7 protein-coding genes are annotated in these 14,160 nt (G+C 37.1%); all 7 read right to left on the reverse strand.

Annotated elements, in window-relative coordinates; genetic code table 11:
- Nucleotides 1-7: 7 nt before the first annotated feature.
- Nucleotides 8-1,081 carry a hypothetical protein gene (locus ACESOD_RS00895; protein WP_373093462.1) on the reverse strand — a complete coding sequence of 358 codons (1,074 nt, stop codon included), beginning with the start codon at nt 1,079-1,081 and terminating at the stop codon, nt 8-10.
- A gap of 13 nt (nt 1,082-1,094) precedes the next feature.
- Complete coding sequence (locus ACESOD_RS00900) at nt 1,095-1,433, reverse strand: hypothetical protein (RefSeq protein ID WP_009730735.1); 339 nt, start codon at nt 1,431-1,433, stop codon at nt 1,095-1,097.
- Between the two features lie 91 nt (nt 1,434-1,524).
- On the reverse strand, nt 1,525-3,375 hold the full coding sequence (locus ACESOD_RS00905; protein WP_373093464.1) for an AAA family ATPase: 1,851 nt from the start codon (nt 3,373-3,375) through the stop codon (nt 1,525-1,527).
- Between the two features lie 2 nt (nt 3,376-3,377).
- Nucleotides 3,378-5,123 carry a type IA DNA topoisomerase gene (locus tag ACESOD_RS00910; RefSeq protein WP_373093466.1) on the reverse strand — a complete coding sequence of 582 codons (1,746 nt, stop codon included), beginning with the start codon at nt 5,121-5,123 and terminating at the stop codon, nt 3,378-3,380.
- 162 nt (nt 5,124-5,285) lie between these two features.
- Nucleotides 5,286-11,390 carry a PBECR4 domain-containing protein gene (locus ACESOD_RS00915; protein ID WP_373093467.1) on the reverse strand — a complete coding sequence of 2,035 codons (6,105 nt, stop codon included), beginning with the start codon at nt 11,388-11,390 and terminating at the stop codon, nt 5,286-5,288.
- An 11-nt stretch (nt 11,391-11,401) separates the two neighbouring features.
- Complete coding sequence (locus ACESOD_RS00920) at nt 11,402-11,662, reverse strand: hypothetical protein (protein WP_049504042.1); 261 nt, start codon at nt 11,660-11,662, stop codon at nt 11,402-11,404.
- 116 nt (nt 11,663-11,778) lie between these two features.
- Entirely contained in the window at nt 11,779-14,115 is a 2,337-nt protein-coding gene (gene mobP2 / locus ACESOD_RS00925) for a MobP2 family relaxase (protein ID WP_373094060.1), read from the reverse strand.
- Nucleotides 14,116-14,160: the final 45 nt, after the last annotated feature.

Below are 14,160 nucleotides of genomic sequence, written 5' to 3' on the forward strand. Positions count from 1 at the left end.
TCCTTTTCTAATTTTTAAGATAATTTGATTCCTTTGGTTCTGTTTCTACAACAAATCCATATTTTGAAGAATCAGAAGCTTTTACATCAAAAGTTAATCTAACGCTAGATGATTTATCCCCTCTTTTGACAGACAGGATATAGGAAACCGTATATCTTTGAGTTTCTGAATCATAATTCAATTTCTCTAAAATAACGGACTGTAAAATACCTTCTTTTGGTTTGGTAAATTTTGCATCACCTTCAGAAAGAAAAGCTACTAGGTTTTCTTTTTTGCCCGAGTAATAAGAAGGTAAGAAATAACGGCTAAAGACATCAACTTCATTTTTCGTTGAAATGATTAGTTGAGTATTTTTTTGTTCCTGATATAATAAATTTACTTTTTCTGACTGGTTTGACAGTTGAGCGAAAGCAAAAAATACGCAAATGATATTTATTACTGACAACACTCCCAAAACACCTAAAAATAGATAAAATTTCTTCAGAGAAGTTGACCGCTTTTGAGATACGGGAGCCACAACATCTGTTTGATCCCTTGCATTTGGAACAGGCGGCAAGCGATTTGGTTGTGAAACAGCCTCTGTCTCACCTTCAGCTGGAAAAAGCGGAAGAGAAGAATCGGATAATCCCAAACTTTGTTTATATACAGGATAAATCTGGTTCTCAAAATACTCCCTTTTTTCTTGATAGCTATAATTCGCAAATTCAGAGCGAGTAAGTATCGCTTGAATGAGAGGAAGCAAGAGGTTTTCATAGTCTTCAGTAATGAGGAATGGACTAGCATAAACCTCCCCTTCTGTCACCACGCTTTTTCCTTCCAGATGGGCAATTGCTACTTGTTTCAGCTGAAACCGACCATACACCTGTTTCAACTCTCTAAATAACAACTCGGCTTGTTGAAATGTTAGGTAGGGCAAACTTTTTGCAATCGGCTGAGAAAAATCAGAAAGATGATCCAATCCCTCGATGATATCAAGCAACTCAATATCATCCTCTGGACCTCTTCCATCTTCCCAGGTGATTTCTAGAAATAAGTCATCTGTAATCGTACAGCGACCTTGATTAAAGAGCGCAAAAGCCATATATCACCACCCCTTAATTTTTCACAAAATCAAAAATCCATTCAATGATACTTGGACCTGCAGAAACACCAATAATTGCAATTGCAATTGAAATCCAATTTTTTTTCATTGAGGCTTTTAACTCCCGTCCACCAAACGCATAAATGAGCGAAGTGACAACGGCAGCTAGACCAAATAGCGCAACACTGACTAGCTGAACTTTTGTGATTCCTTGTTTTGCCAAGTTATCCGACTTAGCAAATGGATCGTCCGCATAGACTGTAGATCCTGTTAGGAATAGGGAAAGGCTCAATAAAAACATCTGTGATTTTGTTTTTACTTGCTGAAGTTGTCTTGTCAAATAATTTTTCATAGAAATCCTCCTTTGTTATTTTGACAATATTAGTGTAATAGATAATTGAAAAAAATTTTTTAAAGGGACAATCATTTTTTTATTGTTAGTTTTAAGAAAATAATACTTCACCGAATGACTTCTTTTCAGCTTCGACGTCGAACAATATTTTTCTTTTATCTTCACGGTGATGCTCATCTGGCGCATCACCTTCTACCCAAAGATGAAAATGATACTCTTGGTTGTGATCGGATAAGTTCAGAAACTCTTTAGAAATTAAAGGAAGGAGCTTATGCTTAATCACTCTTTCCAGAGGTCGTGCACCATCCTTTATATTGGTTCCTACATCCAATAAATAAGTAACCAAACTTTCTTCATAAGAGAGAGTCAACTTCTGATTCTTCATTCTTTCTTTAATTTCTGATAGTTGTTTGACAATAATTTCTTTATTCACTTTCTCGTCTAACATGTTGAAAATCACTTTATATTCAATTCGATTGAGAAATTCTGGTCTGAATCTAGTTTCTAACTCCAACGTCATGCTCTTTTCAAACTGAACTTTATCCCTATCTGTTAATTTTTTAAAATTCCCTTTCAATTCATACTGCTTGATAATTTTTTCAGCACCAATATTCGTAGTAATAATGACGATCGTATTCTTAAAGCTCACTTGCCTTCCAGTTGAATCAGTCAAGCGCCCTGCATCAAGCACTTGCAAAAATAAATCTACAACTTCTGAATGTGCTTTCTCCACCTCATCTATCAGAATAACGCTATAAGGTTTTTGTTTAACCTTCTCAGTCAATTGTCCTTTTGTTCTAGTTTGACGATCGCCAATCAGCTTTGTGATATCTCCCTTTTGTTTATACTCAGACATATCAAAGCGAATGATTGCCTCTTCATCATCAAACATTCCCTCTGCTAATGCCAATGCAAGCTCCGTTTTTCCAACCCCAGAAGTTCCTAGAAACATAAAGGAGGATAGGGGCTTTCTTTGATCCTGTAAACCAGCTTGTGCAACAGTTATAGCATCCACAACAGCCTCTACAGCCTCATCTTGGCCTTTAACACGTCGTAACAGCTTTTCTTTTAAACCGTCAAGTCTTTCCTTGTCACCTTTCAAAATCGTCGTGACAGGAATACCTATTTTATTTTTCAGCACCTCTGCAATTTCTTGCTTCCTGACATGACCTAATCCATTTGTAGAACAAATTGTCGCTGCTTCATCTATTAAGTCGAAGGCTTTATCAGGTAAAAATTGATCAGGTATGTAGCGGACAGATAAAAGTACAGCTTGTTTTACAGCATCAGAACTAATAGACACCTGGTGAAAGTTTTCGTAAATAGTTTTAGCTTGTTCAAGAATTTCAATCGCTTGAGTAGTTGTTGGTTCAGAAACCCTAATTGGTTGCATCCTTCGCTCTAGCGCTCGATCCTGTTCGACATACTCATGAAATTCATCCAATGTAGTTGCGCCAATCAATTGCATCTCGCCACGTGACAAAACTGGCTTAATAATATTTCCAGCATCCAAAGCGCCCTTATCTGAACCACCAGCACCAACAATAGTATGAAATTCATCAATAAAGAGAAGATTCTCTCCTTTGGTTTCTACCATCTCCTCAATAATTTTTTTAAACTTAACAATAAACCCTCCATCCTCATCTGACATTAAACTAGATAGTTCCAGAGAGCGCACGGTCAAGTTTTTTAATTTTGGAGATACCTGGTTTCTTAAAATGGCTAAAGCAAATCCTTCAACAATAGCTGTTTTTCCAACCCCAGCTTCTCCTACCAAAATAGGATTATTCTTAGTTCGTCTGAGAAGAGTGGTCTGAACAGCTTCTACTTCTTTATCACGTCCGTACACCTGATAATCTTCTGCTTTTTTTGAAACTTTTTCTGTCAAATTATCTGTATAACAATCTAAATAGGGTGTTTTTTTCTTTTCTTCAGTAGTCACACTTAATCACCTCTTTCTTTTACTCCCTTGATTTGAAGAGTGAGCTTATCTTTTATCGCATCCACAAATTCTCGTGGATTGATTGTCCCTTCTCCAATCTGAGATAGAAACATTTCCCAGCCTCCTGTTGTCTCTGGATCAGAGAATTCATTGTCATAGAGATAATTGATAAGTAGATAGGCCTTATTGGTGGGAGTTAGTTGACCTGTTTTTTTATCTTTAACAACATAACCCTTACTTTGAATTTTTTTAATGATTTCTCCTCTAGTGGCTTGTGTTCCCAAGCCATATTTAGGAAATATTTGGCCAATCAATTGGCTTTCAGTTAGTCTTTTAGGTGGTTTCGTTTCACCCCCTACAATCTGAACTTGCGTATCAATTTTATCTCCCACTTGATAATCCGGAACTTCAACTGGACCTCGTACCTTTCGTGAACTCCATTCAGTCCATCCTAATTTATTAAGCGTTCTACCCTTTGTTTTAAAAACAAGACCATTATTTTCTACTTCAATTGTTTTGGTTGAATAATAACAATCATCCGCAAACATCAAGATTGCCTGCTTCACAACTGCTTCATAAATCAGTCGTTGGTCAGTTTTTAAATTTGAAAGGTTTGGAATTCTTTCAGTCGGAATCAAGGCTGAGTGGCTTGTACCAGATACTTTTTCATCATTGACATAATCTTCTCTAGGCTCCAAAAACGCTGGCTGAAAATGACAATTAATAGCTTTTTGATAGGCAGATAGATTATCTTTTAAATCGTCAAATTCAAAATGATTGATGTATTCTGAGTCTGGTCGTGGATAGGAGAGAAAACCTTCCAAATACAGTCCCTCAACAATGCTCTCCGTTTTACTTGAGTCAAATTTCCAGGCGCTTGCTGCAAAACTTTGTAATTCAGACAAGGTAAATAGTTGTGGAGCTGATTTCTGATGTTCTTCTACCTCAACTGAAGAAACAACAGAGGTAGTTGATAATCCCCTTGAAGAGGCTAAAATAGCTTCACTATCTTTAGTTTTATCTTTGGTCGTAAAGAACACCCCATTTTTAATATCCTCCAGCTGAAGCTTCCAATATTTTTCTGGGGTAAAGTTGCGGATTTCTAAATCATTTTCACAAACTAGTCTGACCGCTGGTGTTTGAACTCGGCCAACCGATAGATGGCTACCTTTTGTTCGAGGGAGTTGTCCTCTTGCTTGAAGATCAAGAGTTGCAAGAGGTGATAAGTTCATTCCTACCAACCAATCACTTTGTGCACGTGCTTCAGCTTCCAAATAGTAATTATAGGTTTCTGAAGGTTCCTTCAATTCCTGAAAAGCTTTTTGAAGAGCTTTCTTTGTCATGGAGCTTGCCCAAAGACGTTTCCAAATTTTCTCCTTCCCCCCTGGTATGTGCGATAAAATAGAGTACGCAATCCGCTCTCCTTCTCTATCAGCATCCGTCCCAATAATCACTTGATCCGCTGCTACCACTTCATCATAGATTCTCTTAAATTTTTCTCTCGAATCCTTGTCCTCTTTCAGATGTTGCTTAAATGAAACATTTGTAAGAGGTAATTTATCAAGCGACCAATTGTCTGGTTCACTATATTCAAATAGGTGCCCTTCAGCAGCCACCACATGTACTTCAACTGGAAAATAGGGTGACTGCCTAATGACATAGACACCTTTCTTTTTTCTAAATTGTCCCAAAGCTGTAGCGTAAGCTTCTGCCTGTTTCTCTTTTTCAGCCAGAACAACTATAACCATATCATTCTCCTTCGACTTCATTTTCTGTCATTGTAATCTATAATTAAAAAATATTTTGTAAAGGGACATTGACACAGAATACAACGAGTTCATATCAAAAAAACAACACAAAAAGTTATACAACTTTTTACACAAAAAAGAGGCTCAAAAAGAGCACTCTTTCTAGACTTTAAGCCCCTTCTTTGGGCTTTGGATAAAATTTTGATTCTGTACCACCTGTCTGTTTAACTGGTAAGGTTTTGTATGTTGTTCAACACTTTTTACAATCTTAGATACTGTTCCATGAATCCGTTTCATAGATTGCGCTAGTTGTTGATCATCAAGAGATGTCAAATTATCAGTCCAAATTGCCATATAGCGAATAGCTTTCTCAGAGGTATCTAAGCCAAAATGCTTAGAAACGAGATAACTTGTCATCTCAGCTTCAAGTTCTCTACGATCTTTTGAGACATCCTCCTTATACGAGTTAGCAAATTTAGGATTATGTAAAGTAGCATGCGCTAACTCGTGAATAGTGGTTGCAACAACTTCTCCAGGAGTATTATCTGGATTCAAAAGTATTTTTTGTTCATCTGAATAAAAAGCTCCCTTCGCACTCCTCAACTCTTTTGCATCGTCTTGATAGATTGTTACCCCAATATTCTTAGCATAGTCTGAAAGTCCTTCAAGCACCTCTTTCGTACGAATATGATCCATATTAAAATCATAGTGACGATTTGGCATCGCTTTTGGATAAAATTCAGGCTTCAAGGTTGTTTGAGACAACTCAAATACTTTATACGTAGCGAATTTAGCTAAGCCTGTATTTGAATCTCTTTCCTGGAAGAAGCGAGATTTCAATTTTCCTTCTTTCTTTAACGCCTTTTCTTCAGGTGTCGCTTCAGAAAGTCTTTTATATTTTGGATTGCCTTTTCCATTTTTTACCTGGTTTCCATTTTCATCCAATACAGGAATCATTTCAACCATCATAGGTCTAAACAAGATAATATGTGATTTTTCTCCTGTCTTGACCGAAAGATTATTATGGACAACTTCTCTTGTTCGACCTGTTTTTTTATTTGTATAGGTATTTCTAGTTTCAAATACCTGATCTGAAGTAATCCCAAGAACTTCCCGCATCGATTGCCATTGATTATAGGTTGCGACTGCACTTGCTCCTGGCCACTGTTCCTGAATCAAAGCGACATTTCTAGGAGAAAGTTCTGGAAACTTACTCATAAAATTCAGATACTCTTCTAACCGTTCTGGTGTTTCTGTGTACTCTCTCACTTTTTGAAAAGCAACTTCACTCAATTCGTGAGGTGTTAAAGTCGCATAATCAATACTACTTGGGTTTACTTCAGGAGTCTCCAAATCCAAAATAGGTTCCTCTTTCAGAATCTCCTCTACACGCTGAAGAAAATTAGTTTTAATTTCTTGTTTAGAAGATTGAAAAGCTACCGTTTCTCTTGTATCAGGAGTTTGACCTTCTCCTTCTTCCATCAATCGAGACGATTCATTTGCTTCCTGGGAAATTTCCTTGTTCACTACTCTATTTTCCAGTTGAGAAAGAATTTCTTCATCCATCGATGCTAGTTCAGATTGACCGTTGAGTCGACGATATCCTAATCCTAGCATTTGTGAAATTGGTGTAGTCTCATCTCCAATATCATAACGAATTCCCTCTTTGATCATTTCACCCCCTGGAGCATAGATATCAAACTTAATTTTGGTAGGAGGGATATAACCTTCAGTATTGCCTGCTGTTACTTGTTTCATTCCTTCTTGATGAATTGGATAAAAGTCCTGATTGGCCTTATATAGCTCCCTAGCGAAATCTTGATAAGATATCAGCTCTGTCTCTTTAAAGGGCAATCTAGGCCCATTTGGGCGCTCCTCAGACCATTGAAGGCGTACATGGTAGTGTTCCTTATAGATATAATCTTGTTTCCATTCCTTATAAAAATCTGAATTTGTATCTAGGAGATGATCTTCTCCAGCTACAGCAACAATCTGATCAAATTTATCATTGTGCTGTTTCGCATAGTCAAGATACTGATTCCAGGCCTGATGAAATTCTTCTGGAGTTTTCGAGATGTCATCTGGCACACCTAAATTATAGACAGTATCTAAGACTTGAGTGAACGTAGCCGAATCAAGTGAAGTTTGATTTAAATGATTTTCTTGCTCTGCAATTCCCCTTGATTCTGCAAGATCAATGAGCTGTTCCTCATAGTGAAGTTCTTCTTCTGCTGAAACTCCTGAAGATAAGTTTAGCAGTTCATCATCAATTCTTTTAATCACTTCATTATCCAAATATTTACCATCATCTCTTAGAGCATCATAATAATCCATACCTGGTAATAATTCATAACCATTTACCCTCACTGAGCCTAACTCACTCATAACAGCAAGTTTTTGTTTTGGTGTGCTTACCTTGCTTTCAAAACTCTTCAACAAAATATCTTGATGATACTCTTTGTCTTCCAACAACCATGCTTTCCCTTCTGGAGTCTGCAAATAGCTTGCTCCTGCCTGTAACATAGATTCTAAATCAGAGTATTCTTGATTATTAAAGTTATAAGAGCTAATCTTAACCTGATGATCTACGTTCATTGTCGGTTTAATCTCTTCAAACTGCCTATTTTTTAAGACAGATAGCATTTCCTCGCCACCATCTTTAACATATTCATCATTAATCGATAGCTGTTCAAGCTGGCCATCTCTTTCTCTATAGACACCGAGAATTGTGCCAGTATCTATATCTTCCAGTTGTTTACTTAAATCCCCCTTCACTCTCATTAAAGATGCAGGGACATGAGTAAATTCCTTTTCTTTGAATAACAATAACAAATCAGTATCTTCAGGTCTAATTGCTTTTGAAAGATCCAGATTATTAAATTTCTTTACAGATGAAAGATCGTTAAACACAAAGGAGTCTGACTCTATCACCTCAGGTAATAAGTTCAAAACTTTTAGTTTATCCGACATTCCATTCGTAAATTTTAAATCTTTGAAATGCCCTTTTCCAGCTGCAACATCTTCAACGAATGACTCAGACAAATGTTCTACCCACTCATTATATACAGGTGTTACTCCAGTTAAGTGCATCCAATTTTTCTTGTCAAATTTAACATTTAGAATTTGGAATTGCTTTTCTTCTGGATTCTTATAAACATAATGGATACTTGTCCCTGACATTTCTTTTAGATACCATTGAGCCGAGTCCCTCATTGCGTTTGCATATAAATTTAACGTACGCATGTTTTTCCTGAATTTTTTATTTGACATTCGATCCTCATCGATGGTAAAATGAAGATGAACATTGGTAGGAAAATCAGGTTGAGAATTTTTCTCAACGGGCTGCGGTGCTGTCCCTGGAGTTTCTACTCCTAAAGAACTGGAATTGCGATTCAATAGTTCGCCCCCAGTGTTAGTCTCTTGATAATTATCAAGGGACTTTTCTTTTTCTTCTGGGACTTCAATTATCTTAATGGGGTGAGTATCAAGACGTGATATCAAGTTATCCAATAATTCTCGATTTAAAATCACTTCTCCCTCTTGTTCTTCCAGATAGTGGAACAATGTATTTGGTGTTGTCACAAAACCATAGGGAAAGTCTCTTGTTCCCGATTCAATCAATGGATACTCCAGCATTCGCTCAACCGATTGTGATAGATTATCAAGGGTTCTTTCACCAAAATAGACGCCAAAACTGTCACTTGAGAGGCTTTCTATCTGCTTGTTGGTACTGTAGGCTGCTATTGCAAGTTCACCAATAAATCGGGTTGAAATATCTACTCCCAAAGTTCTCTGATGAGGTTTCAATGCTTGATACAAGGAATCTTGCTCAGGAGTACCTTTTTTCTTGTATAAATCAATCGTTTGATCATCAATAGAGGTCAAAAGTGAATGAATGGGAGACAACACTTCCATTTTTTTATCGCTGAGATATTTTGTAGGATGGCTATTTCCTAACTTTGCAAAGACATCATACAGATAGAAATCTGGTGCAAATTCGATTGATAATTCTCCAGATTGAATCCGATTATTTAATTTCTTAGTTAATACTTCGTTTTCCCGTTTTACCTCTTCATAGCTCATCAATCTCACAGCATTCTCCTCTGTATTGGCAATAGATTCTTGATCGCCTGGAGTATGTTTTGCTTCTGATTCAACTAACTCTAATTGAATATTTTCCTCAGCTGAAATCTGAGACTGATATTCATAATCTGCCATTTGTGCCTGTTCTAAGTAAGGACTTGGAAGAACTTCTCCCAATTGTGTTGAAAGATCATTTTTTTCACTACCAATGTCATATCGTAAATCATCTGTCAGACGATTCCCCTCCTCATCTTGCAATGCAAAATAAGTTTTATCATATCCCAGACTAAGCATTCTCAAATTATTCTCTTCATACAATTGAGCTATAAAATCCTTATATGGAATCACATCTCCTGATGAGAATTTCTGAGACAGATTTGGATTTTCTGTAAAATCAAAGGCTACAGATAACTCTGGAGGTACTGAGCTTCGCTCTTCCTCTATCATCTGTTTTACTCCAGCATTTCCTTGCGCTTGTTTGGCAAGCAATTCATCCACCTTCAATCTTTCCTCATCTCTTTTCGGATGATACTTGATTTGTGAAGATAATTGAAACTCTCCTTCTTCAGTCAACTCCAGGGCAACTCTTCGTAACCCTTTTACAAAATAAGTATTTGGTTGTTTTTGCCACTGATTCACTAAGCCCTCATCAATTAAGGCTTGAGTTGCTGGTTGAATACTAGTTTTACCCATTTGTTCAGATATGCCCTCAAGTCTAGTCAACTCTTCTTGATAGCGTTTAAGAGTAGCTTTGGTAAAGAACGACTCCCCACGTTCAGCTTTTTCTAGTTCTTCACGAATTCGAGGTATATTTTGAACACTCATCTCCAGACCACTTCCCTGACGATTCAACCCCATTTCTTTCAAATGTTGTTGATGCTCCAGGCGCTCTACTCGCTCTTCCTGTTGCCTAATCTCATCCATCTTTGAGAAGACTTGACCTTCTATTTGTTCTTGCTTACGCATAAAGCTAGCACCGCCTCGCTTATCATTCATGGGTTGTCCATTTGTTAGCGCTTGGTGGGAATACGCTCTTGAAATAGCATCGTCTTGTTCACCTTTTAGTCGTTCCAGTTTTCTACGCGCTTGGGCAAGACGACTGTTGTCAGTTTTATCTTCCTGTCGATTCTTTAAAACATCATTCCAGTCCGTTTTATCTTGCCCTGGTCTTAGTTCTGGTAGATCCGAATTGATAACAGCTCCTTTGGCTTCCAATTCTTGAATGAATGTTCTACCTGCGTTATCATTATCTAAAGCTAGAGTGATTAAATCCGCATTTTCCTCATTTTCAAAAAAGTGATGATCAATAGCTACTTGAAGTCCATCTGCCAATTGTTCAGGTGTCCATATTAGCGCTTTTCCTGACATTTCAGCCTTAATTTGAGATAGATGACGGCCAATAGTAGATTCTTTCAAACCATCCATAGAAACTAATCTGACATCCTGAAGACTATCCTTATGCAATTCATAGTAGGACATTAAATCAATTGGACTCTCAGTAAAAATCAATCGTTTTGGACTGCCAATATCAACATGAATACCAGTCATAGGATCGGAGTTTTTCATAATCACTTTAGCATATCCATGTTTTGGCCACTTCTCCCAATTCTCATGGATTCCCTGTAAAGAGGCTCCAACAACTTCACCTGAAGAAGAAAGGGACTTGAAGACAATAACTGGCTCAATCGCATTTATTGTGACTCCACCAGTGCCTTCCGCAAAGTAGTCAAGTTTGGCGTTAGCTTGGGCTAAAACACCCTGTTCCAAAAAATAATCAATTGTTTCATCTGATAGTCCACGTTGATTCCGCAAGTAATCTCGTCCAGCTGAAAACGGCTGCTCGTATTTCTCAAGATAGTATTTAAAATCTTCTTGAGGCCTTTCAACCATTTGAAACTCTTTAAAATTTCCATCATTTAAAAAATCTACAGATTGATTAAAATCTACTTCCTTTATCGTTTCAACTAAAGAAATCGAATCTCCACCTGTATTTCTAGAGAACCATTTCCATAAATTTTTAACAGGTGAAATAACTAGGCTATCATGTTCTTTCCATCGATAGTCTCGTCCAGAACGAACCAGCTCCATCTGAAGCTCGTTTGCAACATCCAAAATATCTCTAGAACGTGCAAATTCAACACGCTCTCTACGACTTTTCCCACGTCTTGATTCTTGTTCTGTCATATAAAATCTCCTTAAAATCCTTCATACTGTGTTTTATACGGCTCTTTCTCTGCTTGTAGAAACGTTTCTGGATCTAAGTGAACCAATTCCCCTACTGAAAAAGATTCAAATAGCTCAGAATTTCCCTTAAAATCTAGAACCATTTCTAAATCAGAATTTCTTCCTTGACCCTCAAAATACACTTGCTTGTTATCGGCATTCATTGCCGTAATTAACCATTCGGCTGAAAAGTCAAAGTCTTCAACTGCAACATCTGGAAATACTAGCTCCATTTTTCTACTCCTTTCTCTTTTATCCTTTTATTCTACGTAATAACTGAGGAATCACAGTTAAAGGGACAATAGATTTCCATTTTCAACAAAAAAAGCCATTGATTTTACAATGACTCTTACATACTGTGTCCTTTCTCCTCAAATTCTTGTCTCTCATCACTTCTCTCACGTTCCATGAGAGCTTTTTTATTTGCACGTTGGGCCCTTTGAAGAGAATTCGTCAAATTTCTCATGAAATCTGTATTGATGATTGCTTTACCTTGGGATTGTTGGACGTTTTTTCTTTGCAAGTTCTTTCTTTCTTGCATTTTATGTGAAACAGCTTGAGCTAACTGACTTTTCTGATTACTTTCTTCCTCTGGCAATATTTTTTGATAGAGTGATTTGAGTTCAGAAAATCCTTTCGCATTCTCCTGTTTTAATTTTTGAATAATCGCTTGATCAGTCGTTTGTGAAATTTCCTTGTTTCGACTGAAAATCTGATGTTTCAGCTGAAAAATTGAGATATGGGTCTGTAGCTCTTCTATATAGCTAGCTTTCGTCACAGGATAGCCCTTTAGAATAGTCAGGACTCCTTCATCTTGAAGAGGTTGAACTGTCTCTAATTCTCCCTTCAAACGTTTGATAGGTGCTTGAATTGCTAATGAATCAGCCTTTTCTACTGAAAATGAAACACTATCTTCAAACTGGTTAGCAAGAGATTGTTTTAGAGATTGGTCTGCTTCACCTAGTTTATAATTTGGGGTCAGCTGCAATTCAGTCAGCTTCAGTCTTTGAAGAATCTCCTTCTTTTTTAATTCAACAAATGGCTTATCAGTTTCAAGTGGTTGAATTTGATCAAAAAGAGTTTTACGAACTAATAAACTACTTTGTTTTTCTTCCAATAGACTCAATTTTAATGCATAGCGAAATGTTCCTAACTCTTGGCGTTCTTTCAATGATCGATCGCTTTTCTTTTTGGCCGCTTCTACAAGTTCTTTCAAATCAGCTGAAGAAAATAGTGATAAGTCCCTTAAACTAAGTTGCTTCTGTAGTAAGTCTTCTTTCATCTGACTCACATCATAAACTAATTCCGTAACATATTCAGGACGTCCCAAACCTGTTCCATGTTTGTCATAAGCAGCATAGACTGGTTTTGTGATTTCAATAGGTTTTGCCCCATCTTTTAGATCATAACCCAGTTTTTTCCAGGCATCTAGTGTTTTGATAACACTTGCGTTAGGATCCTGGGCTAAAATTAATTTTTGATTCTTTACTGAGAAATTGGCCAAATTTTTTTCCAGCCGAACGTCACCTATTTCAGGAGCATTCTCACGAAATAGGTGCAAGATTTTATTTGCTAATCGTTCTCTCAACTCCTTCTCTCGATTCGCTATTAATTGCTGCAGATGATAGCCTGCAGCCTCCTGTTGTTTTTTCTCAACACGACCATCAAGTTTCCGAATCTTCTCGTAGGTTGATTTTCCCCCAGCTGAATAAGCTCCTCTATAGGTTTCTAGGAAGTCCTTCGTTTCTTTCAGAAATTCTTGATAGAGTTCTTTCCCATCATTTTCTAAATAGGAATCCAGATAGCGATCAAGGAAGAATTTACTGACTGCAAAATCTCTTGCATTTGAGCCATAGCGCCATTTTTTATCCATTGGTAAATGGTTGTAAGCCTGTTCCAAAAAATTTTTTTCAGCCGAAGAACGAACCTTCTGATTTCTAAATACAGAATTGATCAACTCACTTCTGATATTGGCCAATATTTGTTCTCGTCGAACAATCATTCCTCTAGTCTGTTCATTTAACAAGCCATGAAAAACATCACTTTTAAAACGCTCAATGGTTTTCTGAGAAAAATTACCTCTATATTCCATTCGTCCACGAGGCCGATAGAAAATTTTTTCTCTTGCAGACTCGACTTCTGATAAGCCAAAATGCACATGAATATTATCCGTATTCAAGTGAATGTTAGCCCACCAAAATGATGAGTCGGATAAGCCTTCTTTTTCAATCAATCTTGGCAATGCTTCACGTATGACCGACTTGATAGCTTGCTGATCGACTTTCCCAGTTTCCAGATCATATAATCCTTCTTTGGCCAAGAAATCATTATCAAAAGAGATAACACCCTGCCATAGAAGAGAGCCATTTTGATAAGCCTGTTCTAACTTACTTTTCAATTCAGTTACTTTGCTACGCTGCAAGTAATTGGCTTCTTTTGTAAAAATCGCTGTCATTTCTTCATTTTGATTTTCAGTAGCATAAGAACGATTCATATAATCGATGTACTCCTGGAAATTAAGTTTTGTTTCTGGGACTTCAGCTTGGATTTTTTGTAGTTCATCTTCAGTTAGAGACTCGATATTTTGTCTATGTGTTTCTAAATTTAATTCGTTATCAACCTCAACAGCTTCGTCTCTATTAGTGTAGTCTACAAAGCCACTATTTGCTTCAGTGTATTGCAGCATGAAGGTAATACTTGGACTAGACTCACTCACGAGTAAGGTCTCCTT

The organism is Streptococcus oralis (genome assembly GCF_964238205.1).
GTDB classification, from domain to species: Bacteria; Bacillota; Bacilli; order Lactobacillales; family Streptococcaceae; genus Streptococcus; species Streptococcus oralis_CZ.

Excerpts from the sequence above, each read along its gene's own strand:
- ACESOD_RS00895 (WP_373093462.1), bottom strand. The coding sequence starts at position 1,081 with ATGGCTTTTGCGCTCTTTAATCAAGGTCGCTGTACGATTACAGATGAC.
- ACESOD_RS00900 (WP_009730735.1), bottom strand. The coding sequence starts at position 1,433 with ATGAAAAATTATTTGACAAGACAACTTCAGCAAGTAAAAACAAAATCA.
- ACESOD_RS00910 (WP_373093466.1), bottom strand. The coding sequence starts at position 5,123 with ATGGTTATAGTTGTTCTGGCTGAAAAAGAGAAACAGGCAGAAGCTTAC.
- ACESOD_RS00915 (WP_373093467.1), bottom strand. The coding sequence starts at position 11,390 with ATGACAGAACAAGAATCAAGACGTGGGAAAAGTCGTAGAGAGCGTGTT.
- ACESOD_RS00920 (WP_049504042.1), bottom strand. The coding sequence starts at position 11,662 with ATGGAGCTAGTATTTCCAGATGTTGCAGTTGAAGACTTTGACTTTTCA.
- mobP2 (WP_373094060.1), bottom strand. The coding sequence starts at position 14,115 with ATGCTGCAATACACTGAAGCAAATAGTGGCTTTGTAGACTACACTAAT.